The sequence below is a fragment of the Pseudomonas sp. P116 genome, from assembly GCF_020149425.1.
GTDB lineage: Bacteria > Pseudomonadota > Gammaproteobacteria > Pseudomonadales > Pseudomonadaceae > Aquipseudomonas > Aquipseudomonas anatoliensis.
The window spans coordinates 262872-288859 of sequence record NZ_JACVHB010000007.1 but is presented as its reverse complement, the minus strand read 5'-3'; the positions used below and the strand labels follow the sequence as shown (position 1 = coordinate 288859).

28 protein-coding genes are annotated in these 25988 nt (G+C 57.9%); 9 read left to right on the top strand and 19 right to left on the bottom strand.

What is annotated here, in order from left to right; translation table 11 throughout:
• Position 1: 1 nt before the first annotated feature.
• From ICA15_RS23185 to ICA15_RS23175, 3 genes are all read right to left on the bottom strand, one after another.
• Entirely contained in the window at positions 2-502 is a 501-nt protein-coding gene (locus ICA15_RS23185; protein ID WP_224450908.1) for a GNAT family N-acetyltransferase, read from the bottom strand.
• Between the two features lie 25 nt (positions 503-527).
• Positions 528-776, bottom strand: a complete 249-nt coding sequence (locus ICA15_RS23180) for a hypothetical protein (RefSeq protein WP_210554760.1) — start codon at positions 774-776, stop codon at positions 528-530.
• 98 nt (positions 777-874) lie between these two features.
• A complete protein-coding gene (locus ICA15_RS23175; RefSeq protein ID WP_150615654.1) occupies positions 875-1786 on the bottom strand; it encodes a ZIP family metal transporter in 912 nt (303 codons plus the stop codon).
• A 321-nt stretch (positions 1787-2107) separates the two neighbouring features.
• Between ICA15_RS23175 and ICA15_RS23170 the strand changes: the two genes are divergently transcribed.
• Together ICA15_RS23170 and ICA15_RS23165 are read left to right on the top strand one after the other, a co-directional pair.
• On the top strand, positions 2108-4516 hold the full coding sequence (locus ICA15_RS23170) for a glucose/quinate/shikimate family membrane-bound PQQ-dependent dehydrogenase (protein ID WP_210554759.1): 2409 nt from the start codon (positions 2108-2110) through the stop codon (positions 4514-4516).
• A gap of 95 nt (positions 4517-4611) precedes the next feature.
• Entirely contained in the window at positions 4612-5901 is a 1290-nt protein-coding gene (locus ICA15_RS23165; RefSeq protein ID WP_210554758.1) for a carbohydrate porin, read from the top strand.
• A gap of 65 nt (positions 5902-5966) precedes the next feature.
• Here ICA15_RS23165 and ICA15_RS23160 read toward each other — a convergent pair whose 3' ends face one another.
• Positions 5967-6158 (bottom strand): hypothetical protein, encoded by a 192-nt coding sequence (locus ICA15_RS23160; RefSeq protein WP_150603461.1) that lies wholly within the window; start codon positions 6156-6158, stop codon positions 5967-5969.
• A 177-nt stretch (positions 6159-6335) separates the two neighbouring features.
• Here ICA15_RS23160 and ICA15_RS23155 point away from each other — a divergent pair, with 177 nt between their 5' ends.
• Entirely contained in the window at positions 6336-7238 is a 903-nt protein-coding gene (locus tag ICA15_RS23155) for a bestrophin family protein (RefSeq protein ID WP_150615658.1), read from the top strand.
• 60 nt (positions 7239-7298) lie between these two features.
• Here ICA15_RS23155 and ICA15_RS23150 read toward each other — a convergent pair whose 3' ends face one another.
• Entirely contained in the window at positions 7299-7586 is a 288-nt protein-coding gene (locus tag ICA15_RS23150) for a hypothetical protein (protein WP_191626453.1), read from the bottom strand.
• Between the two features lie 135 nt (positions 7587-7721).
• Positions 7722-8732 (bottom strand): AraC family transcriptional regulator, encoded by a 1011-nt coding sequence (locus ICA15_RS23145; RefSeq protein ID WP_210554757.1) that lies wholly within the window; start codon positions 8730-8732, stop codon positions 7722-7724.
• A gap of 153 nt (positions 8733-8885) precedes the next feature.
• On the opposite strand from ICA15_RS23145, the gene ICA15_RS23140 reads away from it, so the two are divergent.
• Together ICA15_RS23140 and ICA15_RS23135 are read left to right on the top strand one after the other, a co-directional pair.
• Positions 8886-9584 (top strand): glutathione S-transferase family protein, encoded by a 699-nt coding sequence (locus ICA15_RS23140; RefSeq protein WP_210554756.1) that lies wholly within the window; start codon positions 8886-8888, stop codon positions 9582-9584.
• The gene (locus ICA15_RS23135) at positions 9584-10336 is read left to right on the top strand and encodes a methyltransferase domain-containing protein (protein ID WP_210554755.1); all 753 of its coding nucleotides are present in this window, start codon (positions 9584-9586) and stop codon (positions 10334-10336) included. Before ICA15_RS23140 ends, ICA15_RS23135 begins: the two co-directional genes overlap by 1 nt.
• 51 nt (positions 10337-10387) lie before the next feature.
• Here ICA15_RS23135 and chrA read toward each other — a convergent pair whose 3' ends face one another.
• From chrA to ICA15_RS23075, 12 genes are all read right to left on the bottom strand, one after another.
• Positions 10388-11596, bottom strand: a complete 1209-nt coding sequence (gene chrA / locus ICA15_RS23130; RefSeq protein WP_210554754.1) for a chromate efflux transporter — start codon at positions 11594-11596, stop codon at positions 10388-10390.
• Positions 11597-11795: 199 nt separating this feature from the next.
• Positions 11796-12551 carry a hypothetical protein gene (locus tag ICA15_RS23125; protein WP_210554753.1) on the bottom strand — a complete coding sequence of 252 codons (756 nt, stop codon included), beginning with the start codon at positions 12549-12551 and terminating at the stop codon, positions 11796-11798.
• Between the two features lie 249 nt (positions 12552-12800).
• Positions 12801-14660, bottom strand: a complete 1860-nt coding sequence (locus tag ICA15_RS23120; protein WP_210554752.1) for an ABC transporter ATP-binding protein — start codon at positions 14658-14660, stop codon at positions 12801-12803.
• 317 nt (positions 14661-14977) lie between these two features.
• Positions 14978-15286, bottom strand: coding sequence for a hypothetical protein (locus ICA15_RS23115; RefSeq protein WP_210554751.1), 309 nt, complete (start codon positions 15284-15286; stop codon positions 14978-14980).
• Positions 15276-15527 carry a DUF4225 domain-containing protein gene (locus ICA15_RS23110; RefSeq protein WP_210554750.1) on the bottom strand — a complete coding sequence of 84 codons (252 nt, stop codon included), beginning with the start codon at positions 15525-15527 and terminating at the stop codon, positions 15276-15278. The genes ICA15_RS23115 and ICA15_RS23110 overlap by 11 nt, the downstream gene beginning before the upstream one ends.
• Positions 15528-15535: 8 nt before the next feature.
• Positions 15536-15859, bottom strand: coding sequence for a hypothetical protein (locus ICA15_RS23105; protein WP_210554749.1), 324 nt, complete (start codon positions 15857-15859; stop codon positions 15536-15538).
• A 36-nt stretch (positions 15860-15895) separates the two neighbouring features.
• The gene (locus ICA15_RS23100) at positions 15896-16084 is read right to left on the bottom strand and encodes a DUF4225 domain-containing protein (RefSeq protein WP_210554748.1); all 189 of its coding nucleotides are present in this window, start codon (positions 16082-16084) and stop codon (positions 15896-15898) included.
• Between the two features lie 61 nt (positions 16085-16145).
• A complete protein-coding gene (locus tag ICA15_RS23095; protein WP_210554747.1) occupies positions 16146-16469 on the bottom strand; it encodes a hypothetical protein in 324 nt (107 codons plus the stop codon).
• Positions 16462-17181 (bottom strand): DUF4225 domain-containing protein, encoded by a 720-nt coding sequence (locus tag ICA15_RS23090; RefSeq protein ID WP_210554746.1) that lies wholly within the window; start codon positions 17179-17181, stop codon positions 16462-16464. Before ICA15_RS23090 ends, ICA15_RS23095 begins: the two co-directional genes overlap by 8 nt.
• Positions 17182-17184: 3 nt before the next feature.
• The gene (locus ICA15_RS23085) at positions 17185-17664 is read right to left on the bottom strand and encodes an Hcp family type VI secretion system effector (protein ID WP_150603449.1); all 480 of its coding nucleotides are present in this window, start codon (positions 17662-17664) and stop codon (positions 17185-17187) included.
• A gap of 220 nt (positions 17665-17884) precedes the next feature.
• Positions 17885-19216, bottom strand: a complete 1332-nt coding sequence (locus tag ICA15_RS23080; RefSeq protein WP_210554745.1) for an ATP-binding protein — start codon at positions 19214-19216, stop codon at positions 17885-17887.
• On the bottom strand, positions 19213-19923 hold the full coding sequence (locus ICA15_RS23075) for a response regulator (RefSeq protein ID WP_150603447.1): 711 nt from the start codon (positions 19921-19923) through the stop codon (positions 19213-19215). Before ICA15_RS23075 ends, ICA15_RS23080 begins: the two co-directional genes overlap by 4 nt.
• A gap of 165 nt (positions 19924-20088) precedes the next feature.
• Here ICA15_RS23075 and ICA15_RS23070 point away from each other — a divergent pair, with 165 nt between their 5' ends.
• From ICA15_RS23070 to proP, 3 genes are all read left to right on the top strand, one after another.
• Positions 20089-20403, top strand: coding sequence for a hypothetical protein (locus ICA15_RS23070; RefSeq protein WP_210554744.1), 315 nt, complete (start codon positions 20089-20091; stop codon positions 20401-20403).
• A complete protein-coding gene (locus ICA15_RS23065; RefSeq protein WP_150615678.1) occupies positions 20403-21062 on the top strand; it encodes a DUF3313 domain-containing protein in 660 nt (219 codons plus the stop codon). Before ICA15_RS23070 ends, ICA15_RS23065 begins: the two co-directional genes overlap by 1 nt.
• A gap of 238 nt (positions 21063-21300) precedes the next feature.
• Positions 21301-22803 carry a glycine betaine/L-proline transporter ProP gene (proP, locus tag ICA15_RS23060; protein WP_150603444.1) on the top strand — a complete coding sequence of 501 codons (1503 nt, stop codon included), beginning with the start codon at positions 21301-21303 and terminating at the stop codon, positions 22801-22803.
• Between the two features lie 72 nt (positions 22804-22875).
• Here proP and ICA15_RS23055 read toward each other — a convergent pair whose 3' ends face one another.
• The gene (locus ICA15_RS23055) at positions 22876-23991 is read right to left on the bottom strand and encodes an AI-2E family transporter (protein ID WP_150615679.1); all 1116 of its coding nucleotides are present in this window, start codon (positions 23989-23991) and stop codon (positions 22876-22878) included.
• A gap of 251 nt (positions 23992-24242) precedes the next feature.
• Between ICA15_RS23055 and ICA15_RS23050 the strand changes: the two genes are divergently transcribed.
• The gene (locus tag ICA15_RS23050; RefSeq protein WP_210554743.1) at positions 24243-25946 is read left to right on the top strand and encodes an amidase; all 1704 of its coding nucleotides are present in this window, start codon (positions 24243-24245) and stop codon (positions 25944-25946) included.
• Positions 25947-25988: the final 42 nt, after the last annotated feature.

The following is a 25988-nucleotide window of genomic DNA, read 5'->3' as shown; positions in this document are numbered from 1 at the left end:
GTCAGTTTTGAATCCGGCAATCCATGTGGGTCGTCTGCCAGACCGGGTCGGGATCGACGTTGATCACCTGAAAACCGCGCTTGAGCCAGAAATTGATCGCACCCGGCAAGAACGGATGCGTGTGCAGGTAGATCACGTCGACTCCGGCGTCTTCGGCTGATGATTTCAACGTCTGGTAAAGCTCACTGGCCAATCCTGAGCGTCTGTACTCGGGAATGACAAACAGCCGCACCACTTCCACGACCTCGAGTTGCTCATAGTCGAGGTGTTCGAAGCGCTGGTCATAGGGTAAATAACCGATCGCGGCGACGATGCGGCCCTCATGACGGGCGACCAGAAAACGTCCGGCGCCACTGATATAAGTCTCTTCAAAATTCGCCAGATCTGGCGGGATTCCTGTGGCGCTCAGCTTCGGAAAAAGCTCAGCGCGAGCCTGCATGACGAAGTCGATGACCTCGGCAATCTCTGACCGGGTCACGGCCTCGATGTTGAATGTGGACACATAATCTCCATAGTTGATAACCACTTTACCGATAGTCATCCCCAGAAACCGCGCGCAGCCAGGCTTGATCAGCGTCGAGACGCAACACCCGCCACTCTTCGAAGGTGATTTCCCCCAAGCGGTCCAGTTCATCGGCACGGCGGATCAGCTCTTCGTGATAGCCGTCCGGGTTATCCCGACGCAACGTCACATCGTCAAACGCCGCGTGCCAACGATCCAGTGCGGCGAGTTTTTTGACTTCGGTATCGCTCAGCAGATTCTTGTAGGCATTCATGGCACGGATCCCCCGGTGCGAGGCTATAAACGGTAGTGAGGCCCTCTCAGCAACGGACGCAACACTCAGGCCAGGAGTTCAAACCGGACGATGAGCGACTAGCCCAGCGCCGTGTCGAGAAACATCATTACCCCGAAGCCCAACATGAGCCCAAGCGTCGCCGGTGTTTCATGGCCGTTACGGTGCGTTTCGGGAATCACTTCGTGGGACACCACAAAAATCATCGCGCCGGCAGCAAGCCCCAGTGCAATCGGGTAACCCAGCGCGAAGCTGCTGGAAATGCCCAGACCAACGACGGCGCCCAATGGCTCCATCAAGCCGGATGCAATGGCGATCATCGCCGCGCGCAGTGCTGAAATACCGGTCACCCGCAAGGCCAGCGCCACCGCCAGACCTTCGGGAATGTCCTGAATGGCGATAGCGGTTGTCAGCGGCAAACCGACCTGCATATCGCCATTGGCGAAACTGACGCCGATGGCCATGCCTTCCGGCAAGTTGTGCAAGGTAATCGCCAGGACGAACAACCAGACCCGGTTGATGCGCTCGACTTCCGGCCCGCGCCGACCGCTCTCGGCATGTTCGTGAGGGACAAATCGGTCGAGTCCGATCATCAACGCCACCCCCAGTCCCAATCCCAGCACGACGATGCCCGCAGCCAGCATCGGGTTGCCGCTAAGCTCCCGAGCGGCCTCGATACCGGGAAGAATCAATGAAAACGAACTGGCGGCCAGCATCATTCCGGCGGCGAAGCCGAGCATGGTGTCCTGCGTGCGCGCCGAAATGTCGCGCAGCGCAATGGCCGCCACGGCGCCCAGCGCGGTCGCACCAAATCCGGAAAGTCCACCCAGTACGGCGAGTTGCAAGTTAGCGCGGTCGGCATTTACCAACGCACCGTAGCCACTGACCAGCAACAGCACTGCCACCCCTGCCAGTACCAGCCAAAACATCATGCCCATCCAGCGCCGGTTTGACGCTTGAGTCGGCCTTGCAGACGCAACAGGTTGCGACATTGCTCCTCCTGATTTTTTTGAAGTGGGTACATCGCACGTCCGCGCCGGGATCGGCAGCGGTGCAGGCAATCCACAATGATCTGAAACGTGGTCGAAAGGAATAATTGCAATTTTCACGGTGCGCTTGCGACGGGCGGCGCTCACCGCCGATTTTAGCGCCTGTCGTCAGCATTTGGCCAAACGCAGCAAACGCCTGACGTGTTCAGGGCCTCGCGATGGAGCGCTTGACAAGGACGAACTACGCTTGAGGGTGAAATTGTGATTTAACTAGATAGTTACCTAACTATATAATGCGCGCTTCATTTCAACGGGGCTCTCAACGTGAAGCAAAGTCAACGCGTCTCTGGCGTATCAAAATTCATTCTGATCGGGTTGGGCGTGATCATCGCCCTGCTCGGTCTGGCCCTCGCGGCCGGGGGCGTGAAGTTGGTCGGCCTCGGCGGATCGTGGTACTTCCTGGTCGGTGGTCTGGTCATGACCATCGCCGGTTTGCTGATCGCGCGCTATAAGCCGGCCGGTGCCTGGTTGTTTGCGGCGTTCCTGCTCGCAACGGCCGTCTGGGCAGTCAGCGACGTGGGCCTGGTGTTCTGGCCGTTGTTCTCGCGTCTGTTCATGTTCGGCGCGGTCGGCCTGGCCGTTACGTTGGTCTATCCCCTGCTGACCCGCGCCAACGGCGGTGTGCCTGGCCGTGGCGCTTATGGCGTTGCCGCGGTATTGGCGGTGGCACTGGCTGTCGCGGCCGGCAATATGTTCGTCGCCCACCCGACAGTTGCCGCGACCGGCACTGGCCCGGGCCTCACCCCTGTCGAGCCAGACAAGGCGCAGAAGGATTGGGCTCACTACGGTAATACCGAAGGTGGCAGCCGCTTCGCCGCGCTGGACCAGATCAACCGTACCAACGTCGACAAATTGCAGGTCGCGTGGACGTATCACACCGGTGACGTCGCCGAGAGCGATGGCAACGGTGCCGAAGACCAGCTCACCCCGCTGCAGGTCGGCAACAAAGTGTTCATCTGCACCCCGCACAACAACCTGATCGCGCTGGATGCCGACACCGGCAAGGAAATCTGGAAAAACTCGATCAACGCGCAATCGAAAGTCTGGCAGCGTTGCCGTGGCATGGCTTACTTCGACGCCACTGCGGCAGTCGCCAAGCCAGAAAACTCGCCAGTCGTTCAAGAAACGGCCGATGCCCTCCCTGCCCACTGCCAACGTCGTTTGCTGACCAACACCATCGACGCACGCCTGATTGCCGTGGATGCCGACACCGGCGAGTTCTGCCGGGGTTTTGGCAACAATGGCCAGGTTGATCTCAAGTCTGGTCTGGGTGATGTCCCGGACAGCTACTATCAGTTGTCCTCCGCCCCGTTGATGGCCGGGACCACCGTAGTCGTTGGCGGTCGTGTGGCCGACAACGTGCAAACCGACATGCCGGGGGGCGTGATCCGTGGGTTCGACGTGATGACTGGCGCCATGCGCTGGGCGTTCGACCCGGGCAACCCGCAGGATCGCAACGCGCCAGCCGACGGCAGCACCTATGTGCGCAGCACGCCGAACAGCTGGGCACCGATGTCTTACGACTCGGCCACCAACACCGTATTCCTGCCGATGGGCAGTTCTTCCACCGACATCTACGGTGTCGAGCGCAGCAAACTGGATCACACCTACGGTGCGTCGATCCTCGCGCTGGACGCCAACAGTGGTGAAGAAAAGTGGGTGTTCCAGACCGTTCACAACGATCTCTGGGACTTCGACCTGCCGATGCAGCCGAGCCTGATCGACTTCACCAAGGACGGCAAAACCGTTCCGGCGCTGGTCATCGGCACCAAGGCTGGCCAGATTTATGTACTGGATCGCGCTACCGGCAAACCGCTGACCGACGTTGAAGAAGTGCCGGTCAAAGCGGCCAACATCCCTAACGAACCGTACTCGCCAACCCAGCCAAAATCGGTGGGCATGCCGCAGATCGGTGCTCAGCACCTGACCGAATCGGACATGTGGGGCGCAACGCCGTACGACCAACTGTTGTGCCGGATCGATTTCAAGTCGATGCGTTATGACGGCTTGTACACCGCGCCGGGCACCGACAAGTCCCTGAGCTTCCCGGGTTCGCTGGGCGGCATGAACTGGGGCAGCATCTCCACTGATCCGGTGCACGGTTTCATCTTCGTCAACGACATGCGCCTGGGTCTGTGGATTCAGATGATCCCGTCGCAGAACAAGGCTCAGGCCGCTTCCGGTGGCGAATCGCTGAACACCGGCATGGGCGCCGTGCCGCTCAAGGGCACGCCTTACGCGGTGAACAAAAACCGCTTCCTGTCGGTCGCCGGCATTCCTTGCCAGGCTCCGCCGTTCGGTACGCTGACCGCCATCGACATGAAGACGCAGAAAGTCGCCTGGCAAGTGCCGGTCGGCACTGTTGAAGACACCGGTCCGCTGGGTATCCGCATGCACCTGCCGATCAAGGTTGGTCTGCCAACCCTCGGCGGCACCCTGTCGACCCAAGGTGGCCTGATCTTTATCGCCGGCACTCAAGACTTCTACCTGCGCGCCTTCAACAGCGGCAACGGTGAAGAAGTCTGGAAGGCGCGTCTGCCTGTGGGCAGCCAGGGCGGCCCTATGACTTACGTTTCGCCGAAGACCGGCAAGCAGTTCATCGTCATTACCGCCGGTGGTGCTCGTCAGTCGACCGATCGTGGCGACTACGTGATGGCTTACGCGCTGCCGTAAACATCTGCGAGCCACTTCATTGCACTTGTGCGCGGCACCTTCGGGTGCCGCGCCGCTTTATGCCTATCGCTGAAGATTTCACCAGGAAGATTTCCATGTTTCGTTTTTCTCATATCGGCTGGATCAACGGCGTGCTGTTGGGCCTGACTTGCAGCACCGCCCTGCCCGCCTTCGCCGATGCCGACTCGAACCTGTTGACCCGCAACACCTTGACTGGCGATTGGGGCGGCCTGCGCCACCAGATGGACGAAGATGGCGTCAAGTTCACCGGCGATTACAGCGGCGAGACGGCCTACAACGCCGACGGCGGGCTGCATCGTTCGGCGCGTTACTCGCAGAACATCAAGCTCGGCGTGCAATTCGACCTGAGCAAACTGTATGGCGTGGACAACGCCGGCAAGGTCCAACTGACCATCAACGACCGCCGCGGCAACAGCGCCTCCGACGATCTGGTCGGCAACCGTCTGCCAATTCAGGAAAACTACGGTGGCCTCTACACCCGCCTGACCGAGTTGAGCTACGAGCGTTCGCTCTTCACCCCGGCGCTGAACGTCAAACTCGGCTACATGGCCATGGGTAACGACCTCGGCGGCCTGGACAGTGGCATTCTGTGTAACTTCATGAACGCCGGTTTCTGCGGCCATCCACTGAACATGTCCGGCGGCAGCGGCTGGACCAACTACCCCAACGCCCGGTTGGGCGTGCGGGTGAAATACGACCTGTCGCCAGCGTGGCAACTGCGTGTGGCCGCATTCAATGTCGACCCCGAAAGCAACGGCGACTCCAGCCGTGCCTGGCATCTTGGGCCGAAACACACGACGGGTACCGTGGTGCCGATCGAGTTGGTGTACAAGCACGCGGGGGACTTGCCGGGTGAATACAAGGTTGGTTACTACTACGACAGCTCCGATGTAAAACGCATCGACAGCGACAAAGAGGTGTCCGGTCGCGGTGGTCATTACCTGCTCGTCGACCAGGCGGTGTGGCGCTCGCAGGCGTCCGAAGGTCGCAGCCTGCACGCCTTCGGTCAGTATTCGGCAGCCAGTTCTGCCGCTTCGCCTTTCAGCAAGTGGTACGGCACGGGTGTGGTGTTGTACAAACCGTTCGAAGGCCGGCCGCGTGACACGCTTGCTTTGGGCTATGGCCGCGCCGTGCCCAACCCACGCAGTCGCGATGTGCAACAAGACGCCGCGCTGAACAACGGCACAGCGTTCCCGAATCTGGACAGCGCCGAACAGTTGATCGAACTCGGTTACGGTTATCAGGCCACGCCCTGGCTGACCCTGCGCCCAAATATGCAGTACATCATCGAGCCGGGCGCTTTTTCCGGGCAGGACATCGACAATGCACTGGTGTTTGGCTTGCAGGTGAAAGCTGCACTCTGATTTGCCGATTGCAGAACATAAAAAAACCGGCGCAATGCCGGTTTTTTATTGCTCGATTATGTTGATCAAGGATGCTCGCTCGATACCGAGTTATTCGCATCCACATCACTCATATCTTCCTCAAGCGGCGCTTCGTCGTCTGCTGGCAACGGGACCTCAGGTTCATCGCGCTGCGGATCGTGTCCGGTCTCGTTGTCCGTGGTGCGTGTCACTTCCTGCTGAGATTTGTTGCCTGGCGCGTTTTCATCAATTTCCATGCTGGCTCTCCAACCGGGGCGCGGGAAGTCCGTGCTTGAAGTTCAGAGGCGATCCGCTCTGAGGAGTGCCGCATTCTGGACGAATGGACGACAGGTATTTCAATCGCCGAACCTTTACCCCGAAAACACCGTCCGAGCTAAGGCGTTAATGCTTACTGCTCACCTCGAGGTTTCCGTTTGAAAGCAGCCATCATCAAAAAATACCGTCTGATCATCAAAACCATGGGCTATGTGGGCTGGGCCCTGTTTTGGTTATTGCTCTGGGATATCGCCGTCACCGTAGACTTCATGTTGTTTCTCAATGCCAAGATCAACCTGCCGCTGATGCCCCTGACATTGCTGGGTTCGGCATTGGTGGTGTTGATCAGTTTTCGCAACAGCAGCGCCTATAACCGTTGGTGGGAGGCGCGCACGCTGTGGGGCATGATGATCAACAGTTCGCGTAGCTACGCCCGGCAGGTGCTGACATTGCTGGATGACCCGGACAATGAGGTCAATCCAGTCAAATCGACCCTGCTGCGCCGCCACGTGGCCTATGTGAATTGCCTCGCGGCGCATCTACAGGGCGAGCCTTGCCCGGAAGAAGTTCGCGCGTTTATCCCTGCCGACGAGTTCGCCCGCAGCGGCACCACCAACAACTTCGCCAACGACATCCTCACCGGTTCCGCCGCCCTGCTGGCGAAGGAATACAAGGCCGGGCGCCTGGACAGCATTCGCCTTGCGCGGCTGGAATCGACCATGGTCGATCTGTCCAACAGCCAGGGCGGAATGGAGCGGATCGCCAATACCCCGCTGCCCTACCCTTACGTGTATTTCCCACGGCTGTTTATTTCGCTGTTCTGCCTGATCGTACCGGTGGGGCTGGTGGAATCGCTGGGCTGGTTCACCCCGCTCGCTTCGACCGTGGTGGGTTTCATGCTGCTGGCCATCGAGCGCATCGGCACCGATCTGCAAAGCCCGTTTCGCCTCAGTGAGCACCAGATTCAGATGGAAGCGCTGTGCGAAACCATCGAGAAAAACCTGCAGTCGATGCAGCGTGATTCCTTGGGTGATGTGCACAGGGTTGAAGAACTGGCCTGAAGGTTTTGAGCCATTGGCTTGAAAAACGCTAGGGCGTAAAGCCCTAGCAGATAGCAGGTGTCACTTTTTCTTCTTTGCAGGCTTATCAGACTTCTCTGATTTCTTGGCCTTTTCTGGCTTGCTATCAGCCTTCTCTGTCTTCTTGGTCTTTTCTGGCTTGCTATCAGCCTTCTTTGCAGACTTCTTCGGTTCGGCGTCTTTCTTTTTGTCCTTCTTGTCGGAGGATTTGGAAAGCGTCGAGGCCGCAGCTGACTTCTTGGCCGGTGATGACTTTTTGTCTTTCAAGTCCTTGCTGGCTTTCGAAGCGTCACCTTTGCTTTTCTTGTCGTCTTTAGCCACGTTGATCACCTCTCGGAGAATGCCGATATTGGCACAGTGCCTGTGTGATTATTCACAAGCTAATCATTAGGTGAGCGCGCCCGAGAGCCGTTCAAATTATTTGTGCCAGGCGTTGATCAGTCTCTGTCTCTACCCACTAAAACCTCATGCATTGGCGCGTCGCCACTCACCCGGTGACACGTTCTCCCATTGCCGAAACGCCCGGTAATAAGAGTTAACGTCCTGGTAGCCGAGCAGGTAAGCCACCTCTTTCAGCTCAATCGTCTTGTCAGCCAGCAGGTGCAATCCTGCCTGGCGCCGGGCCTCGTTGAGCAGCGCGCTGAACGTCGTACCCTCCGCCGTTAATCGTCGTTGCAAGGTGCGCTCGCTTTGCAACAGTTCACGGGCGAGATATTGCAAACTCGGCCGACCATCCGCCAAGGCTCGCTTCAGAACTTCAATCGCCTGCTCACAGAAACCAGCCGGCGCTTCGATCTCTCGCATCGCAGCGCTAAGGCCGGGCGTCATCATGTCCAGCACTTCCGGGTTGTGTTGAAGAAATGGCAGATCGAGGTCGGCGGCGCTCATGCTCAACTCGTCACGAGCCGCGCCGTATTGAATGGGGCAATCAAAATAACCCGAATGAGTTTCCAGGTTTTGCGGCGGGCGCCTCAAGCTCAGTGCAAGAGGCTTCAGGTGCTTACCGGTGCCTCGTCGACCCAGTTCAAGTACCAAAGCAAAACAGGCATCGACCGAGAGATGAGGCGCAAGCCCTGCACCAGAAGGCCACTGAATCGTGAATAGCACCCTGTCCTCACGCTCATCCATGCAAATCTGGTCGGGGCTGCACAGGCGCTTGAAACGGCAAAACCTCGCTAGTGCGTCGCGAAAACTGGCCGCATATAGCGCTGCAAGAAACGCGAGTTTGTGTTTCGCGCTGGGCGTATCGCGGACCATTTTTATCGCGAAGGCCGGGTCTGCTGAAAGCGCCTCGATCGCGTTCCACACGGCAAACAATTGCTGTGTGCTGACAACGGCAGCTTCGTTCAGATGAAGGTCATGGGGCAGTTGAGCGTGCGCCTGGATCAACGAGGGATTCAGCCCCAGTTGTTCGATCGATTGCCAGAACGCTCGGGGTAATCTACAGCGCTCGGCGCTGGTCTGAAGGTGGGACATTTTTCCAGGCTCCGAGCCGCAGGCAAGCGGCTTACTGACGTAGCGCCTCGTTGATGGCGCACTCTGCGAGTGTTTTGGCGCAAACCGCCGAAGGGATGATGTAGCTTCGCTTTTAACATTGTCGGCAACGAATCGAGCTGAAAGGAGCTCACGATGACGATGACCTTTTATACCAATCCCAACTCTCGCGGTCGCATGGTGCGCTGGATGCTTGAAGAGATCGGCTGTTCGTATGAAACGGTCATTCTGGATTACCAGGCGACCAGTCAGGCAGACCGCTGGGGAGGCGCTGCGCTGGCAGTACCGGCGCTGGCCGAGGGTGATGATCCGCGGGTCAGATTCTTTCGCGACGTCAACCCGATGGGCAAGATCCCTGCGCTGGTGCATAACGGGCAAACCATAACAGAAACGGCCGCCATCTGTGCGTACCTCGCAGACACTTTCCCGGAAGCCGGGCTGGCCCCTGCGGTAACGCAAAGGGCGGCCTACTACCGTTGGCTGTTTTTCGCCGCGGGCCCTCTGGAACAGGCCGTGACCAATCATCGCGCCGGCTTCAACCCGACGGCGGATCAGGAGTTCTTCTTTGGCTATGGAAGCTACGAACGCACCGTCGACCAACTTGAACGCGCCGTGCTGGCTCATCCGTTCATTGCCGGGGAGCACTTCAGCGCTGCCGACATTTATGTTGGCTCCCACATCGGCTGGGGATTAGGCTTGGGCACTTTGCCGCACAGACCCGCGTTTCTCGCTTACGCCGGGAAGTTGATAAGTCGCGACGCCTATAAGCGTGCCGTGGCGAAAGATGAAGCGCTGCTGGGGAGTTTCCCCGGAACACTTGATGAGGCTTTGTGATGACGAGCAACAGACCGGATTTCACCACGCGCTTGCTGATCGACGCGGGCATCACCAAAGCAATGCGTGTTCTGGACGTGGGCTGCGGCTCAGGGGATGTTTCCTTTCTCCTGGCCGAACTGGTGGGAAAAGACGGAGAGATCATCGGCGTTGATCATGACGCCCGCGCCGTCGCCATTGCCCGCGAGCGCAGTGCAGCAAAAGACCACCCTGCCCTGACCTTTGTGCAGTACGATCTTCTGGAGCTGCCAGATTCCATGGGTACTTTCGACGCCATTGTCGGGCGACGCGTGCTGATGTATCAGAAGGATGCCGTGGCGACGATTCGGGCGCTGTCGAAATGTTTGCGTCCCGGCGGCATATTGGTCTTTCAAGAACACGATACGACGATGGTACCGGCAAGCCTGGAGCCTTTCCCGCTGCATAGACAAGCGCAAGCTTGGATACAGCAAATGATCGCGCGTGAGGGAGCCGATCTACACATCGGATTCAACCTGCACAGCCTCTTCACCCAGGCGGGCCTGGCCGTCGAACATGTGCGGGCTGAATGTCTGGTGCAAACGCCTGATACACCTTACGGTCTCGGCAGCATTGTTCGAGCGTGCTTGCCGCGCATCATTGCGCTGGGGGTGGCCAGTGCAGAAGACGTCGGGATTGAAACGTTGCAAGAACGTCTGGACCAGGAGCGTTCAGACTCTCGCGCAACGTATATCGGCGACGTGATGTTCGGTAGCTGGGCGCGCAAAGTGTGATTTTCAAATGCTATACAGGCGCGGTCGCGTAGAGCGCTGACCTGGACGTTTTCAAAGCGTGACACTCATCACCCACCCCGCCACTCCCGTGCCGATTACAACCAGCCACGCCGGCAACTTCCAAATCATCAACGCCATCAGGGCGACCAGCGCGAGGCCGAAGTCTTGCGGCTTGAGAATCGCGCTGGTCCACACGGGTTGATAAAGCGCGGCCAGCAACAGGCCGACGACCGCTGCGTTTACGCCAGCCAGCGCGGCTTGCGCACGCACGCTTCGCCGTAACCGCTCCCAGAAAGGCAAGGTGCCGACGACCAACAAAAACGCTGGGGCAAAGATCGCCAACAAGCAGATCACGCCGCCCGCCCAACCTGACGGCGCGCCGTTCATGGAGGCGCCAAGAAACGCCGCGAACGTAAACAACGGACCCGGCACAGCCTGCGCAGCACCGTACCCGGCCAGGAACGTTTCACTGTTGACCCAACCGGTGGGCACGACTTCTGCTTGCAGAAGAGGCAGAACCACGTGGCCGCCGCCGAATACCAGAGAGCCGGAACGGTAGAAAGCATCGACCATTGCCAGGCTTTGATCGGTTACCCGTTCAGCCAACAGCGGCAGCCCCACCAAAAACAGAAGAAACAAGGCCAGCCACATCATTCCTGCCCTGCGACTGATCGGTATCGACAGCGCGTCGTGTTCGACACGTTGCGCAGGCTTGAACAGCATCAGCCCCAGCAGCCCGGCGATGACAATCACACTGACCTGCCCCCAGGCAGACGGCGCAAGCAACGCTACGCACGCTGCGATCACCATGAGGGTCATTCGCGGCACGTCCGTGCACAGGTTTCGTGCCATTCCCCACACGGCTTGAGCAACCACTGCGACAGCGACGACTTTGAGGCCATGCAGAGCGCCGGGCGAAAGAACAGCGCCATAACGCGACAGGCCCAGCGCAAACAAAATCATCAGCATCGCTGACGGCAACGTGAACCCGGCCCAAGCAGCGAGCGCACCGCGATAACCTGCGCGGGACAGGCCCAAAGCGATGCCGACCTGACTGCTCGCCGGGCCCGGCAGAAACTGACAAAGCGCGACCAGATCGGCATAGCTGCGCTCGGTCAGCCATTGCCGCCGGCTGACGAACTCATGGTGGAAGTAGCCCAAGTGGGCAATGGGACCACCGAATGAAGTCAATCCGAGCCGCATAAAGATCAGAAACACCGACCAGGCACTGTTTCGTTCAGTCGTACAAGAGTCGGCCATGTACCCGCGTTCCTTCTTCAATAGTCGCGCAACGATAGCGTATTTCGGGTTCTTGAGAAGTTACAGGGTCATTGTTCCATTGCCGTTAAAACACCGGCGGACGGTGATCGGCTGCTTCCTGCCGCACCACCTGCAACGGCTGGAGCATTGGCATCCGGATGAAAGCTGCCACTTGGAATGCAAATGCCCAACAAGCCGCTCAGAGTTGCATTTCGGCGAGCGCCCTGCGCAGGGGCTCATCGGATATCTGAATAGGGCCGTGAAATGGCACATCCATGTCCAACACGAGGTAAACAGAGGCCGCGATGAGAAATGACGAGACAATAAACATTCCAATCACCATCGAGTTCCGGGGAGCGCGGTAACCAAAGCTGGCGAAGATGAGTGTCAACCAGGCAACCAGCATTCCAATCAAAGGGCCCGGAATTGCCCCCTCTGACTGCTCGACGATCCTCCAGCGTTGCTCGATGAGCGAATGATATTGCTGACGGATATCCTGAAGCATCGTTTCATGGAAACGATCCGGTGGCTTTATGCCGGTCAGCGACTTGCCTACGTCATCCAGGTATTTAGCCGCTTTGCTGTTGCGATGCTGCAATGCCTCATCACCTCGATACGGGGTCTCGATAGCGCGCGCAAGATAAGTGATCAGACGGTTGCGCGTGACTTGTGTCGCATCTCCATAGCCTCGTAGCGTCCGGTCAAAAATAATCAGGCTGGTTGCATACCCATGGAAGTTCGCATCTATGGACTCGTAGGTGTTTTTGGCAGAATTGATCATCAGACCAAAGACCAGCGACGTCATAACCACAAAAATGTTGGCGACCAGGCGAATGACCGTATTGGTGTCGTCATCCCGGTGGTGGGACGCCAGCTTGGGGTACCCATTCATCATCAGAAGCGAGGCAGCAACCAGGCACCCGAAGATGGCCAGGGCGATCCAGAGAGAGTTCATGCATCAGCACCCTGAACAGTGGAGTCAAGTCTTGGAGAATAGACTTTCAGGCGTTCTCGGAGTTTCCCTATTCAGATACGGGTTTGCCTTTGGGGAATGACCGCGATGCTGAGTCGAAGGCCGGCGTTGATGACTGGCAGGTATTGGTCGACCTCTGCCCAAAGTTCTGGTTAACCACGGGCTACTGTCGGCCCATATAGAGGGCGCATGGACGGAACTCAATAAATCCGCGCCAGGCGCCCTTGCATCTCAAGCCTGATCCAGTGCCTCGACCAACCCCTTGTCCTCACCCAGAAACCCGCCGCTTTGATGCTGCCAAAGCCGCGCGTACACGCCATTCCTCTCCAGCAATTCGCTGTGGGTGCCCTGTTCGATGATGCGTCCGTCATCCATCACGATCAATCGGTCCATGGCCGCGATCGTCGACAGTCGATGGGCGATAGCGATCACGGTTTTGCCCTGCATCATGTCATCGAGGCTTTCCTGAATGGCCACTTCGACTTCCGAATCCAGTGCGCTGGTGGCTTCATCCAGCAGCAGGATCGGTGCATTCTTGAGCATCACCCGGGCAATCGCGACGCGTTGCCGTTGACCGCCCGACAGCTTGATGCCCCGCTCACCGACCAGCGTGTCGTAGCCGCTATGGCCTTGCCGGTCGCTGAGTTGGCTGATGAACTCATGGGCCTGGGCGCTGGCGGCGGCGCTGCGGATTTGCGCATCGGTTGCATCCGGACGGCCATAGGCGATGTTGTCGCGAATCGAACGATGCAGCAGCGAGGTGTCTTGAGTGACCATGCCGATGGCGCTGCGCAAACTGTCTTGGGTCACGTGCGCAATGTTCTGACCGTCGATGCGAATCTCACCGCTGTCGACATCATAGAAGCGCAGCAGCAAGTTGATCAGCGTGGATTTGCCGGCGCCGGAGCGGCCGACCAGACCGATCTTTTCACCCGGGCGGATGTTCAGGCTGAGGCCATCGAGCACCTGGCGTTCGCCGTTGTAGTTGAAGTGCACCTTATCGAAAGTAACGGCGCCGCCCTTGGTCACCAGCACACCTGCATCCGGCGCGTCCTGCACCTTGGCGCCTTGAGTCAGTGTGGCCATGCCATCCTGCACAGTGCCGATGCTCTCGAACAGCGAGGTCATTTGCCACATGATCCAGTTGGACATGCCGTTGATGCGCAACGCCATGGCAGTGATTGCCGCCACCGCACCGGCGCCGACATCGCCCTGGTGCCACAACCACAAGGCGTAACCACCCGCGGACACGATCAGCCCTACCACCAAGGCCTGGTTGACGATCTCGAACATGCTGACGAGACGCATCTGGCGAAAACCGGTCAGTTTGAAATCTTCCATCGCTGATCGGGCGAAGTGCGCTTCACGATTGGAGTGGGAGAACAGCTTCACCGTCGTGATGTTGGTGTAGGCGTCGGAGATACGCCCGGTCATCATTGACCGCGCATTGGCCTGCTCCTGCCCGACTTTGCCCAGGCGCGGCACGAAGTACCACATGGCCAGCGCGAACAACACCGCCCAGCCAATGAACGGCAGCATCAGTTTCAGCGCAAAGCCACCGGCCAGCGCGATGATCGCGATGAAATACACGCCGATCCCGGGGATGATCTCGATCAGGGTAAACAGCACGTCACGCACTGCCAGCGCGGTTTGCATCACCTTGGTGGTGACCCGGCCGGAAAACTCATCGGAAAAAAACGAAAGGCTCTGCCGCAGCATCAGACGATGGAAGTCCCAGCGCAGCCGCAACGGCAAGTTAATCGCCAATATCTGGTGCTGCACCATGGTGCGCAACGCCACCAGCCCGACGCTGGTTACCATGACGATGCCCATGCCCCACAACACGCGACTTTCTTGCGCGGCCGCTTCACCGCCGGCCTGCCAGGTCGAGAGCAAGTCCACAACCTGCCCGAGGAATGAAAACAGCCAGGCTTCGTAAATCGACACAGCGGCACTCACCAGCGCAAGCAGCAGAATGTAACCGCGCGCGCCCCGCGTACAGGCCCACAGAAAACGCGCCAGGCCATTGGGCGGCGGCGGTACCTCGTCAGGAGGAAAAGGGTCGAGTCTTCGTTCAAACGCACGAAGCATGATGATCTCCAAAACAGTCAGTTGGAGAGATTCTGCCATTGAATGGTTGGCAGGAGGTCTTTGTGAAAAAGTGTGTGTTCATTGGGACGGTTGTCGACCAAAAGCCACAGATCCCTTTTTATGCAGTTTTCCAGCAGGTCGAGGGATGCGCGCCTGTCCATCTGTCGACCTGCATGACAGTGTGCTATTGCGACATTGTTATTGTGATGTGGGCCGATCGATGACGCGATATGGACGGTGCGAACGTGGGGGCCATTAACAGAAATAAATGGCGAGTGGTGCGGTGGTGGTCATAGGTGCGTCTACTTTCGTGAGAATCAGCGCTTTGGTTCTTTTTCGCTTGGAACAAAAAAGGCTTGAGCGATGGCAGTTATAAATGCGATCCATCGAATTATGTAATCATCCTCAAAAGCTTCCACGGCTGGCATGAAAGACATCAATTGACCAAAGCGAGCCACGCTCATCTGGTTCCCGCCCCAAAATAAAAACAAAGCAAAAAAAACCCAAAATTTTCCATCTGTAAAGTTATCTCCTGAAATCCTTCTTGAGACAGAGCGCAAACACCAGAAGCCCGCTACAGAGACAAGAAAATATAGTGCCGTTATGAATCTCGGATCACTGATCATTATTTTTGACCTCCCGATACGGGGCGTCCACTGTAGCTGCGCCGGAAACACTTTCGATCAACAGCGAAATTTTGCTTGAACCTTCATGGCCACGAATATAATCAGCACGCACATATCTAAAAAGGCGCCATGCATCCGGCTTCAATATCAGTTTGCCGGCGCCATATACGGAAAGCCTCCACCGCCAATCATGGTGATCCCCAAAACGATTAGTTGGAGAGAGTGGTGCGGGGCTTGTCATAGGTGCGTCTACTTTCGTAAAAACCAGCGTTTTGGTTCTTTTCTGCTTGGAAAAAAGAACGTTTGAGCGATAGCAGTAATAAATGCGACCCACCGAATAACGTAATCATTTTCAAAAAAACCTATGGCTGGCATAAATGAAAGCAAGTAACCATAGCGAGCCACGCTGAGTTGATTGGTTGCCCAAGGCATTACTAATGCAAAAAACAACCAATACCTTCCATGCGTAAAGTTAACCCCTGAAAATCTTCTTGAGATGAAGAGAAAAAACAGGAAACCCGCCAGAGAAACAATTAAATATATCGACGTTATGAATACTGGCTCACTTGTCATTTTTTTTGACCTCCTGATACACGGAATTTATTGTTGTCACGTCTGAAAACGCCCCGATGCGATTTTGTTTGAGTCTTCATAAACCCGGACATAATCAGCACGCACATATCTAAACAGGCGCCAAGCATCCGGCTTCAATATCAGTCTGCCGGCGCCATATACGAAAAGTCCCAAGTCAACGGTGCCGCGAGCCGTATTCCCTTCAGATGGTCCACCGCCAATCATGGTGATATCCAAAGCAGTCGGTTGGAGAGAGAGTGTGGTGTGGGGGTTGTCATAGGTGCGTCTACTTTCGTGAAAACCAGCGCTTTGGTTCTTCTTTGCTTGGAAGAAAAAAGGCCTGAGCAATAGCACTTATATATGCGATCCACCGAATTACATAATCATTCTCCAAAACCTCTTTGGATGGCCTATATGAAAATAAATAACCATTTTGAGCTACGCTCATTTGGTTCACCACCCAAAACAGGAGAACTGCAAAAAACACCCAAAATCTTCCAGGCGTAAGCTTGCGCCCCGAAATTTTTCTTGAAATGGAGACAAAAAAGAAAAAGCCAACCAAAGAAATAAGCAAATAAACCAACACTACAAGGGATGCACTGCTAATCATTATCCGTGACCTGCCTGTACATGGTTTCTATTGTTATCGTGTTGGAAGCCGCTTCTAACATCAGCGCTGCCTTGCTTGAGTTTTGATAGCCTCGAACATAATCACCATGCACATACCTAAATAGACGCCATCCATCCGGCTTCAATATCAGTCTGCCGGCGCCATATACGGAAAGTCCCAAGTCAACAGTCCCATAGGCCATATTCCCTTCAAATGCTCCGCCGCCAATAATTTTAGCGACCTCTTGATAAACTTTTCTGACGGGGCCTTGTGTATCTGAACGGCCCTCCCATAAATTCCGCCCGTTTTCATACACATTGTTGGCACCATGAGCCATCATCGGCGCCCCCGCGAAAAGGCATAACGTACCGACTGAGCCGTAACAAATCCCGGCACCGGCTACAAACTGAAGTGCACCTGCAATTGCGCCGACGCCTCTTTGAGCAACCTCCATCGATTGACTTAACAGACTGTTCTGCTCGTCCTTTATGTCTTTCAGTCCCTGTTCAGAGCTTTTTCTTCCCTGCGCAACGTCATTGACAACGCCTCTTGCGTAATAAGAAACCTCACGATTGAATTGAATGCGTAACGTGCCGTCTTTAATGTGGCGAGCACTTAACGTACAGGCTTGGTTCGTCAGATTGGCAGCGGCGTTACTGACCATCCAATAGTCGCAACTTCCTGACTTGCAGCTATCCTTGGACCGGCCCATGGGTTATTCCCCCCATGAACTGTAGCCACTGGTCCCTGCCAGGTGGTGAGTCCAGATGATGTCTTGATAGCGAATAGCAAGATGTTCCTGAGGTTCGACGTCGTTCTGTAAAACCACATGAGGCATGTCGAGTGTCAGATCGGTAACCACGCCGCCCCTGATTTCGACCGTATAAAACTTCTCCTGCAAGCCAAACGGAGAAATGCGGTAGAAGTTAATGATGCAGTTGATTTCTTCTCTGCTTGAGAGCGCTTGAGCCAGTAGCGGCGATGATTTATCAACATTCTTTGTAATGACGATGGGGTTATGCGTCGGTTTATTGATATTCCCGATATTGGCCATGTTGTGGCTGTAAGACAGCACCATGATTTCGTCTGCATGGGCTGTCTGACACTTGTTGCCAATAGAGTCCTGGGTCGAACAACCCGATGAAATCAATCCTTGAGCCTTGCCGGTGATGGTCATGTAACCGTGATTAGCCATGCGCGCCCACTCCTTTTGGTAAGCCGCACATCCTAATGAAAGGAGTTTTAGTCCGGTTGTAGGACCCTTCTGAAACGGTAAACAAAATATGTCGCGATCAAGTTTGGCGATTCAATAAAAGACCCGAGATGGCACGTCTTATTATCTGACGGAAGTTTCGCACTACCACTGAATGTCCGACGCTGATGACGATGCCCCCTGACAACGGCTAAAGGCGCGGTCATTGAATCGGCAATTCAACCCGCGCCACCAACCCGCCGCCGCTGCGATTGCTCAGCGTCAGTTCCCCGCCCTGCTCGCGCACGATGGCCCGCGCCGCGGAAAGCCCGAGTCCGACCCCGCCGGTCTCGCGGTTGCGAGAGGTTTCGAGGCGCAGAAACGGATCGAACACGCGTTCCAGCGACTCTTCGGCAATCCCCGGCCCGTCGTCGCTGACCTCGATGCAGATCGTGTAGCCATCGCCACTCAACGCGATGCGCGGGTGTTGCGCGTACTTCTCGGCATTATCCAGCAGGTTGACGATTACTCGTTTGATGCCAAGCGGCCGCCCCTCATACACCCAATGTGCGGGGCCGCTGTAATCGACGGCGATGTTCTGGTCACGGTAGTCATCGATGATGGTTTGCAGCAGTTCGGCGAGATCGAACGCGGTAGTGGACTCGCGATGGGTGTCCTCGCGAAAAAACGCCAACGCGGCGTTGATCATCGACTGCATCTCTTCGATGTCACGAATCTGTTTGCCTTGGTGATCCAGGTCCTCCATGAACTCGCTACGCAAGCGCATGCGCGTCAGCGGTGCGCGCAAGTCGTGGGAGATGGACGCGAGCATGTGCGTGCGTTCGCCGATGAAATGCTGGATCTGCGCCTGCATGGTGTTGAAGGCGATGATCGCCTGGCGGATTTCGTCCGGGCCTTCGATTTTGATCGGCGGTGCGCGCAGGTCACCACCGAAACGCCGCGCAGCGCTGGCGAAACGTTGCAAGGGTTTGGCCAGTTGGCGCGTAGCGATCCAGGCGACCAGCAAGGTTGCGATCAGGCCAAGGGCAATAACCACCGCGATCCGCGTGCTGGCCTCCAGCCCCCAAACCCGCTCGGGTGGGGTGAACGACAACCAACTGCCATCGACCAGTTGCACCAGTGCGGCATAGTGCGCCTGCGGGCTGTGGCTCGGCCAGTCGTCGGGGTTGAAGGCTTCCATGGTGCGGCCATTACCCAATAGCAATTGCAGCACCGGCACCCTGCCCGCTTCGACCGGATTGCCGCCCGCCGGCAGCCCGAAGTCGGCGCGCTGCGCTTTCCACGCCACTTTCAGCCGCGGGCTGCTTGCCGCGTCCGCCAACTGCGGGCGCAACGGTACCGGCGCGGCCTCGATCACGCGCACGGTAGCGGCAATCTGTTCCAGCAAACCGGTACGTTCAATCGGCGGCCGCGCCCAGATCCCGGCGACTTGCACGAACAAGGCATTCAGGGCCAGCGACGTCAGCATCGCCGCAACGATGGTCAGGGCAATCCGCCGACTGAGGGTGTCGCGCCGCAGCATCCGGCGGATCACGAGCGGCTGACCTTGGCAGTGAACATATAACCGCCGTTGCGAACGGTGCGGATCAAATCCGGGCGTTTGCAGTCGGGCTCGATCTTGCGCCGCAGCCGGCTGACCTGAACATCGATGCTGCGATCAAACGCGTCGTGGCCTTGGCCGTGGGTCAGGTCGATCAATTGCTCGCGAGTGAGGATGCGTTGCGGATTTTCGAGAAACACCACGAGCAAATCGAACTCGCCACCGGACAGCGGGATCATCACGTTTTGCGGTGAGCGCAGTTCGCGACAGGTGATATCCAGATGCCAACCGGCGAAGGCGATCACTGGCCGGGATGGCTCACTCGGCTGGCTGACCGGTTCGCCCGCGCGGCGTTGCACGGCACGCAGACGAGCCAGCAGCTCACGCGGTGCAAACGGCTTGGTGACGTAGTCGTCCGCCCCCAGCTCAAGGCCGACAATGCGGTCGCTCAGTTCGCCCATGGCGGTGAGCATGATGATCGGAATGGCCATCTGTGCGTGCACTTTCTGGCACAGACTCAAGCCGCCCTCCCCGGGCAGCATCAGGTCGAGAATGATCGTGTCCGGTCGCTGCTGCGCGATCGCCGCCCACATCGCCTCGCCGTCCGCGGCCACATCGACTTCATAGGCGTGCTGGACGAAGAACTTCTTCAGCAGCGACAGAATTTCCACGTCGTCGTCGACGATCAGCAGTCTGCTCACGGGCACAGGATCCTCAATCCAGAAAAGAGCGCATCTAAAACCATTCTGGCGTCCTGGTCATTTATTTCAATCGAGCAACATTCCTTCGCCAGCGACATTAACCGGACATCGTCCGGCAAAAACCCTCGTGCATCCTGCACACCTTTCCAAATCAGGGGGTTGTTCATGAAGGCCTTGCACAGCAGGTATACCGCCGAGGGGCATAACGCCAAATATCCGTTGATCCTCAGCCAGCGCACCACGGCGTCGACGCACGATACGCCGATCCTGTTTCAGGAGTTTTGCCTGGGGTTGTCCAGTGATCAGAGCCGGATTGTCCTGCGCCGTTACTTTGAACAGTTCAGCCCGGCCAATGCCCAGTGGGTGGAGTACGCCCATTCGATCCCGGCCGCCGACCTCATCCACTGGATCATGACCCACGGCCAGTTGCACATCGAGTGCTCGGAAAATGCCCCGCAAACCAACAAGGATTCACATTAATGAGAAGCCATTGCCTGATGACGGTGCTTTGTACTGCGTCCCTGAGCCTGTCGGCCTGCACCAGTACAAGCGTCGAACACACGGGATTTCTGCATGATTACAGCGTTCTGAAGGAACACACATCGCCGTCGGGTCACGATGTATTGGGGTGGGTCAGCCCTGCCCTGGCCAGGGGGCGTTACACCCAGGCCTATCTGGCGCCGAGTCAGTTTTTTCCCAGCGCCGAGCCCACCGCACGCATTCCCCTCAGCACCCTCGCGGGCGTCACCGACTATTACGACGCGGCCCTCAGGCACGAACTGGGCAAAGTCCTGCCACTGGTATCGACTCCCGGTCCCAATACGCTGATCGTCAGGCCTGCGATTACCCGGGTCGCCACTAGCACTCAAGGTTTGCGTTTTTACGAATGGTTGCCGGTCACACTGGTCGCGGCCGGCGTGAGCACCGCCACTGGCATTCGTGACCAAGACAGCGAAATCGCCACCGAAGTGTCGTTCGAGGACGGCTCGACCGGGGAAGTGGTTGCAGAAGTCATGCGCAAAGGTACCGGCGTGCCCCTGGACAACAATAAACAAGTGCTGACGGCTGACGACGTCAAAGTGGTGCTGGATGGCTGGGCCAGTGATCTAGGCAAATCGTACGTGGCGATTCGTAAGTAAAACCGACAGAAGCAAAGTCAAAAGATCGCAGCCTTCGGCAACTCCTACACTGAACACAGGACTCTGTAGGAGCTGTCGAGTGAAACGAGGCTGCGATCTTTTGATCTTGTGTTTAAAAATTAAAAAAAGCCGCGAGCGGTGAATTATTTCGTGTCCTCATGTATCAGACCCATTAAGCACGCGCCATCAAATAGATGGCATCGGCGTAACAAGATGGATCAGTAAAGAGAATACCCGGATGAAATCACGTAAAAGCAGCGTCAAACCGATTGGTCTGAAAGACATCACCATCGTCGACGACGTCAAGATGCGCAAAGCCATTACGGCCGCTGCACTCGGCAATGCCATGGAATGGTTCGACTTTGGCGTCTACGGCTTTGTCGCCTATGCACTCGGCAAAATCTTCTTCCCCGGCGCCGACCCTGGCGTACAGATGATCGCGGCGTTGGCGACGTTCTCCGTGCCTTTCCTGATCCGGCCGCTGGGCGGCCTGTTTTTCGGCGCGTTGGGCGACAAGTACGGACGACAGAAAGTCCTCGCCGCGACCATCGTCATCATGTCCCTGAGCACCTTCGCCATCGGCCTGATCCCCTCCTATGACTCCATAGGTATCTGGGCGCCGATCCTGCTGTTGCTGGCGAAAATGGCTCAAGGCTTCTCCGTCGGTGGCGAGTACACCGGTGCCTCGATCTTCGTCGCCGAATACGCGCCGGACCGCAAACGCGGCTTCCTCGGCAGTTGGCTGGACTTCGGTTCGATTGCCGGTTTCGTCCTTGGCGCCGGTGTGGTGGTGATGATCTCGGCGATTATCGGTGAAGAGAAGTTTCTCGAATGGGGCTGGCGTCTGCCGTTCTTCCTCGCCCTGCCATTGGGCATGATCGGTCTCTATCTGCGTCACGCGCTCGAAGAGACACCAGCGTTCCAGCAGCACGTGGAGAAGCTCGAACAAGGCGACCGCGAAGGTCTGGCCCGTGGCCCGAAGGTGTCGTTCAAGGAAATCGCCACCAAGCACTGGCGCAGCCTGATGACCTGCGTGGGAGTGGTAGCGGTGACCAACGTCACCTACTACATGCTGCTCACTTACATGCCGAGTTACCTTTCGCATAACCTGCACTACAGCGAAAATCGTGGCGTGTTGATCATCATCGCGATCATGGTCGGCATGCTGTTCGTGCAGCCGCTGATTGGTTTTGTCAGCGACAAGATCGGCCGCAAGCCTTTCATCGTCATCGGCAGCATTGGCCTGTTCATTCTCGCCATTCCGGCGTTCATGCTGATCAACAGCGGCAAGATCGGCCTGATCTTCGCCGGGCTGCTGATGCTGGCGGTGTTGCTGAACTTCTTCATCGGCGTGATGGCCTCGACCCTGCCGGCCATGTTCCCCACGCATATTCGCTACAGCGCACTGGCGGCGTCTTTCAATATTTCGGTGTTGATCGCCGGCCTGACGCCGACCGTCGTGGCCTGGCTGGTGGAAAGCACCAACGACCTTTACATGCCGGCTTACTACCTGATGGTAGTTGCCGTGGTCGGTCTGGTCACCGGCCTGACCATGAAGGAGACGGCGAACAAACCGTTGCGTGGCGCCGCCCCGGCAGCCTCTGACCTCGCAGAGGCGAAGGAGCTGCTGCAAGAGCATCACGACAATATCGAGCAGAAGATCGAAGACATCGATGCTGAAATTGCCGAACTGGAAGCCAAGCGCAAGAACCTGGTGCAACAGCATCCACGGATCAACTAAGGCAACATGACGTCTGCGTAGCCCGGTGTAGAAACCTGCCCGGGCTGCCGCAGCCTCTCAGCACCGCGCGAATCAGGGCAGAGTTTGCTCTGGGGGCGGTTCCAGTACCTGGGCAACGTCGGCGGGTTGATACACCCAACCGATAAACAACTCATAACCGACCGCCAGAATCACCGGCCCGGTAAACAACCCGATAATCCCGCTGGTCACCATGCCGCCGAGGGCGCCGATCAACACGACGGGCATCGGCACGGCCACGCCGCGTCCCAGCAGCATCGGTTTGAGCACATTGTCGGAAAGCCCGGCAACCACCATCCACACGCCAAAGATCACCGTCGCGGCGCTGACCCCTTGCTGGGCAAAAACAAAAATCACCACAGGCAGCGTGATCAACAGCACCGGCAATTGGGTGATGCCCAGCAACAGCACCAATAGCGCCAATATGCCGGCCGCCGGTACGCCCATGATCACCAGGGCGACGCCGATCAGCAGCATTTGGATAAAAGCGATGCCCACCACGCCCTGAGCTACAGCGCGAATGGTCGCCGTGCACAATTGGGCAATCTGCGGCCCACGCGCGGGCCCGGAAATCCGCGTGGTGACGGCGACGGCGGTGCGATGGCCGCTTTCACCGTAAGTCATGATCAACCCGGCAACGATCAACGCTACGACGAACACCACAATGCCCGCTCCCACCCCGGCCGCCTGGTGCAGCATCACTCTGCCCCATTCCTTGAGGTGCGGCGCCAGTTCCTGGAAGGCCCAGCTCAGATCCTGCGAGGCGTGCTGCCAGATACCGAAAATCGGTGGCCCGATCAGCGGCCAGGTCTCGACATTGGCCGGCGGCGGCGGGATTTCGAAATGGCCGCTTTCAAGCACCTGCATCCCGCCCTTCACCGACTCGGCCACCGATGCGCCCAGCAGACTCAACGGCACCATCAGGATCAGCAGCCCCAGCACCACCACAATGACCGCGGCCCAGCCGTAACGTTGACCGAGTCTGGCGCCGAGCATTCTGTTCAGCGGGTACAGGGTGACGGCCAGGATCAGCGCCCAGAGCATCACATTGAGGAACGGATGGAAAATGTCGTAACAGAACAGCACCAGCATGACGATCAACCCCGCACGGATCAGCACGTCAAGCAAAGTTCTGGAACTGTTGAATGCGATCAGCGGTTTCTCTTCCACAGTGGTTCCCCTGTCAAGCGCATCGGTCGGACTGCGCTGAGCCTAGATCACCTCCTTGCATTCTTCCTGTTTGATTGATGGGTCCGCCAAGGAGGCATCGATGGACAAAAACCATCCCGCCGATTACTCCGCGCCCGGCATGGTGTTAAATAGGCGCCAGTCTTAACCTTGTCGCTAAAGCCGTGCACGAGAACTGATATGAATAGCTCTGCAAAAAACCATGACGCTCAACTGCAATCGGCGGTGAACGCATGATCGAAGTCACTGAAGTTTCCATCGCCCAACTGCGCGCTGCGCTTGAGTCCGGTCAGACCACATCGCTTGAGCTGGTGCAGGCCTATCTCGCTCGCATCGATGCCTACGACGGCGCCGACACGGCGACAGCGCTCAACGCGGTTGTCGTGCGCAACCCCGAAGCGCTGAACGAAGCCCGGGCCGCCGACGCCCGCCGCGCCAAAGGCAAAACCCTGAGCCCGCTCGACGGCATTCCTTACACCGCCAAGGACAGTTATCTGGTCAAGGGCCTGACCGCCGCGTCCGGCAGCCCGGCCTTCGTTGATCTGGTCGCCCATCGCGACGCGTTCACCATCGAGCGCCTGCGCGGTGCCGGGGCGATTTGCCTGGGCAAGACCAACATGCCACCGATGGCCAATGGCGGCATGCAGCGCGGGGTTTATGGCCGCGCCGAGAGCCCGTACAACGCCGACTTCCTCACCGCACCGTTCGCCTCCGGTTCGTCCAATGGCGCCGGTACCGCCACGGCTGCGAGTTTTGCTGCATTCGGCCTGGCCGAAGAAACCTGGTCGAGCGGACGCGGCCCTGCGTCGAACAATGGTCTGTGTGCCTACACCCCGTCGCGCGGTGTGATTTCGGTGCGCGGCAACTGGCCACTGACCCCGACCATGGATGTCGTGGTGCCGTACGCACGCACCATGGCTGACTTGCTCGAAGTCCTCGACATCGTCGTCGCCGAAGACCCGGATACACGCGGCGATCTGTGGCGCCTGCAACCTTGGGTGCCGATCCCGAGTGTCAGCACCGTACGCCCTGCCGCTTACGCTGAACTGGCTGCCGACCGCACCGCACTGGCTGGCAAGCGTTTCGCCGTGCCGCGCATGTTCATCAACGCCGACCCTGACGCTGGCACCAGCGAAGCGCCGGGCATCGGCGGCCCGACTGGCCAACGCATCAACACGCGCGCGTCGGTGATCGATCTGTGGAAACAGGCGCGTCAGGCACTGGAAGCTGCCGGTGCCGAAGTGATCGAAACCGACTTCCCGCTGGTCTCCAACTGCGAAGGCGACCGTCCCGGCGCACCGACCGTGTTCACTCGTGGGCTGGTGTCCAAAGAGTTCCTCCACCATGAACTGTGGGACCTGACTGCCTGGGCGTTCGACGACTTCCTGCAAGCCAACGGCGACCCGAAGCTCAATCGTCTGGTGGACGTCGACGGCGCGAAAATCTTCCCGCACGAGCCGGGCACTCTGCCCAACCGTGAGGGCGATCTCGTTGCCGGTATGGACGAGTACGTACGCATGGCCGAGCGTGGCATCACGCCTTGGAATGAAATCTCCACTGTTCCCGATGGCTTACGCGGTCTGGAACAAACCCGGCGCATCGACCTTGAGGACTGGATGGATAAGCTGGGCCTCGACGCCGTGCTGTTCCCGACCGTCGCCGATGTCGCCCCGGCGGATGCGGATGTGAACCCTGAGTCCGCCGACATCGCCTGGAGCAACGGCATCTGGGTCGCCAACGGCAACCTCGCGATCCGCCACCTGGGCGTGCCCACCGTCACCGTGCCGATGGGCGTGATGGCCGACATCGGCATGCCGGTCGGCCTGACCTTCGCCGGCCGCGCCTACGACGACTCCAGCCTGCTGCGCCTGGCCGCGGCGTTTGAATCGACGGGCAGCAAACGAATGATCCCGCCACGCACCCCGCCGTTGTCATAACGCTAACGACGATACCCCTGTAGGAGCTGCGGCACGCTGCGA

What these genes read in the sequence shown, in the direction of transcription:
- ICA15_RS23085 (WP_150603449.1), bottom strand. Translation starts at nt 17,664, where the DNA reads ATGGCTAATCACGGTTACATGACCATCACCGGCAAGGCTCAAGGATTG.
- ICA15_RS23160 (WP_150603461.1), bottom strand. Translation starts at nt 6,158, where the DNA reads ATGGAAATTGATGAAAACGCGCCAGGCAACAAATCTCAGCAGGAAGTG.
- ICA15_RS23125 (WP_210554753.1), bottom strand. Translation starts at nt 12,551, where the DNA reads ATGAACTCTCTCTGGATCGCCCTGGCCATCTTCGGGTGCCTGGTTGCT.
- ICA15_RS23180 (WP_210554760.1), bottom strand. Translation starts at nt 776, where the DNA reads ATGAATGCCTACAAGAATCTGCTGAGCGATACCGAAGTCAAAAAACTC.
- ICA15_RS23135 (WP_210554755.1), top strand. Translation starts at nt 9,584, where the DNA reads ATGACGAGCAACAGACCGGATTTCACCACGCGCTTGCTGATCGACGCG.
- ICA15_RS23100 (WP_210554748.1), bottom strand. Translation starts at nt 16,084, where the DNA reads ATGATTGGCGGTGGACCATCTGAAGGGAATACGGCTCGCGGCACCGTT.
- ICA15_RS23095 (WP_210554747.1), bottom strand. Translation starts at nt 16,469, where the DNA reads ATGATTAGCAGTGCATCCCTTGTAGTGTTGGTTTATTTGCTTATTTCT.
- chrA (WP_210554754.1), bottom strand. Translation starts at nt 11,596, where the DNA reads ATGGCCGACTCTTGTACGACTGAACGAAACAGTGCCTGGTCGGTGTTT.
- ICA15_RS23115 (WP_210554751.1), bottom strand. Translation starts at nt 15,286, where the DNA reads ATGATCAGTGATCCGAGATTCATAACGGCACTATATTTTCTTGTCTCT.
- ICA15_RS23050 (WP_210554743.1), top strand. Translation starts at nt 24,243, where the DNA reads ATGATCGAAGTCACTGAAGTTTCCATCGCCCAACTGCGCGCTGCGCTT.
- ICA15_RS23175 (WP_150615654.1), bottom strand. Translation starts at nt 1,786, where the DNA reads ATGTCGCAACCTGTTGCGTCTGCAAGGCCGACTCAAGCGTCAAACCGG.
- ICA15_RS23120 (WP_210554752.1), bottom strand. Translation starts at nt 14,660, where the DNA reads ATGCTTCGTGCGTTTGAACGAAGACTCGACCCTTTTCCTCCTGACGAG.
- ICA15_RS23090 (WP_210554746.1), bottom strand. Translation starts at nt 17,181, where the DNA reads ATGGGCCGGTCCAAGGATAGCTGCAAGTCAGGAAGTTGCGACTATTGG.
- ICA15_RS23145 (WP_210554757.1), bottom strand. Translation starts at nt 8,732, where the DNA reads ATGTCCCACCTTCAGACCAGCGCCGAGCGCTGTAGATTACCCCGAGCG.
- ICA15_RS23070 (WP_210554744.1), top strand. Translation starts at nt 20,089, where the DNA reads ATGAAGGCCTTGCACAGCAGGTATACCGCCGAGGGGCATAACGCCAAA.
- ICA15_RS23110 (WP_210554750.1), bottom strand. Translation starts at nt 15,527, where the DNA reads ATGACAAGCCCCGCACCACTCTCTCCAACTAATCGTTTTGGGGATCAC.
- ICA15_RS23105 (WP_210554749.1), bottom strand. Translation starts at nt 15,859, where the DNA reads ATGACAAGTGAGCCAGTATTCATAACGTCGATATATTTAATTGTTTCT.
- ICA15_RS23065 (WP_150615678.1), top strand. Translation starts at nt 20,403, where the DNA reads ATGAGAAGCCATTGCCTGATGACGGTGCTTTGTACTGCGTCCCTGAGC.
- proP (WP_150603444.1), top strand. Translation starts at nt 21,301, where the DNA reads ATGAAATCACGTAAAAGCAGCGTCAAACCGATTGGTCTGAAAGACATC.
- ICA15_RS23140 (WP_210554756.1), top strand. Translation starts at nt 8,886, where the DNA reads ATGACGATGACCTTTTATACCAATCCCAACTCTCGCGGTCGCATGGTG.
- ICA15_RS23165 (WP_210554758.1), top strand. Translation starts at nt 4,612, where the DNA reads ATGTTTCGTTTTTCTCATATCGGCTGGATCAACGGCGTGCTGTTGGGC.